This is a genomic window from Bradyrhizobium sp. (assembly GCF_049581145.1).
Classification (GTDB): domain Bacteria; phylum Pseudomonadota; class Alphaproteobacteria; order Rhizobiales; family Xanthobacteraceae; genus Bradyrhizobium.
The window spans coordinates 1-1,956 of the sequence record NZ_JBAURI010000012.1; the positions used below are offsets into that span (position 1 = coordinate 1).

2 protein-coding genes are annotated in these 1,956 nt (G+C 63.7%); both read right to left on the reverse strand.

Features of this window, described 5'->3' with window-relative positions; genetic code table 11:
• Positions 1–469: 469 nt before the first annotated feature.
• Positions 470–739, reverse strand: a complete 270-nt coding sequence (locus tag WCB02_RS00415) for a hypothetical protein (RefSeq protein ID WP_423955123.1) — start codon at positions 737–739, stop codon at positions 470–472.
• 194 nt (positions 740–933) lie between these two features.
• Positions 934–1,224: a hypothetical protein gene (locus WCB02_RS00420; protein ID WP_423955124.1), complete on the reverse strand. Its 291-nt coding sequence runs from the start codon at positions 1,222–1,224 to the stop codon at positions 934–936.
• Positions 1,225–1,956 lie beyond the last annotated feature (732 nt).

Consider the following 1,956-nt stretch of genomic DNA (forward strand, 5'->3'; position numbering starts at 1 on the left):
ATGAAGCCGCACGGAGTCATGCCCGGGCGGCTTTTTTGCGCCGCCGCCCGCGCCGCAGCGGCAAGCGCCGGCGCCGATCGGACCGGCGACGCGCGCCGAAGGATCGCAGCAACTCGTCGAGCGATTCCATGAGACCGATCCTATCTAGTTGACCCCCACTGTTCGTCATTCCGGGATGCACTCCGGCCGGCGCCAGCCGGTCGGAGTGCAGGCCCGGAATCCATAACCACAGACCGAAATATTCCGGAAGGCGCGGCAACGCGTCCACACCACAACGTGTGCCCGTGGTTATGGATTCCGGGCTCGCGCAACAGCGCGCGCCGGAATGACGGCAGAGGAGATGTGGGAATCCGGCCCTTCCATTGCCGATCCCCGCCGCTGTCCTGACAGGGCACCAGCGGCAGGTGTCGACACCATGCCGCGATCGCGCGGCGCTCCGCTCCCGGCCTTGCCCTGAGCCGGAAACGCCTCAGGCCGGCTCGTGCAGGCCGGCCAGCTGCCGCTCGAGCATGGCGATGGTGGCCCTCAGATTATCCCGGCGCTCCGCCAGCGTTCGGGCGAGGAACGGATATGCGACGTCCGCGGAGGTGAACACCTGCGCCCGCTCCTCCTCGGCGGCAATGTCGTCATCGAGCAGGTGGACCACCCGATCGAGATCGGCAATGAGTGCGCCAATCCGAGCCGCCTCCCTTGGCGCGATGATGGTGGCATTCCCAAAATGATACTGACGTTCTGTCATCGGTACTCTCCGAATGCGCTGATCTGAAACAGGCCGACAGGCCCTGCTTCGAACACCGCAAGAACCGGGCCGCCTCGCTTCGTGGCGCAGGTGCTCACACGACCTCGAGGCGGAGATGCCTCTCCATCTCCGCAAAATCACGGTCATCGGGCAGCAACCCATGACGACGCGCGACATGCAGCGGATCAGGCCGATCAACCGAACCGGCGCGAGGGCAATGGCGGCGCGGGATAGCGGCCGAGCTTCGAGTTCCAATAGGCCCTGGACTGGGGATCGATGATGCCGGGAGGCGCGTTGTCGAGGGCCTCGCGGAATTCGGCATAGGTGACGTAACGCCGGATCGTCCGCATCTGTTCATGGGTGGCGCGTGCCATCGCGTAGGCCATGAAACGCACCGGATCGGCCAGGGCCTCTTCCGGTCGTTCGAACCAGACCAGGCTGCGGGCGATTGGCTCGGTCTCGGCGTTGAGCGGAAAAGGCTTCATGGCTTTGTCCTGTCAATCGACTACGCCGTTTCCGAAGTCCTGATCGCATGGAACGAAGATCGTAGGATGAGTAGAGCCCTTGCGAAACCCATCAATCCGCCTGCGCGGCGATGGGATGGGCACCGGCGCCAGGAGGTCGGTTGCGCTGGTGAATCAGGGCGTAAAAACCTTCCGCAGCGCCGCCCTCGGGATGGAAGGTCGGGAGCGGGAAATACCGGATTCCACGCTTCCCAGGGTTATCGATATCACGAGAACAAGCCCGGTTTGTTTGGCCACTATTGGCTCAAGGGGCCGCCGAGTATCACCGCGCCGAACGCCGCCTGCCTGGATTTCAGCGTCGCCAAGGAGGGATACCTGACCGCTTACCGATGGTCCGGCGAACGGGAGTCGACGCAGGATTTGCTAGTATTCGTTCCTGCCTGATGGACGAGGTGAAAGCATGGCCCGCGAAAACCGGAAAATCTAGCGGTCTTGGTATCTGAGAGCCGAGCCATCGCGGTCTCCAGGGCGCTATCAGCCGAAACGCCGTCAAACAGCCGCGATAGCATGGCCGTCTTGTCGGCGTCGGCATCGCCGCAATGATTGATCGTGGGTGCCGAGTCGCGCTTAGCTTGGCCGGAACGACGATGGAAATCCGGTAGGGTAGGTTAAGCACAGCGTGCCCACCATTCACGATGAGCCCATGCGGAGAGGCGGTGGGCACGGCGCAAGCGCCTTTGCCCACCCTACGCA

Coding starts and splice junctions, on each gene's coding strand:
- WCB02_RS00415 (WP_423955123.1), bottom strand. CDS start 739: ATGACAGAACGTCAGTATCATTTTGGGAATGCCACCATCATCGCGCCA.
- WCB02_RS00420 (WP_423955124.1), bottom strand. CDS start 1,224: ATGAAGCCTTTTCCGCTCAACGCCGAGACCGAGCCAATCGCCCGCAGC.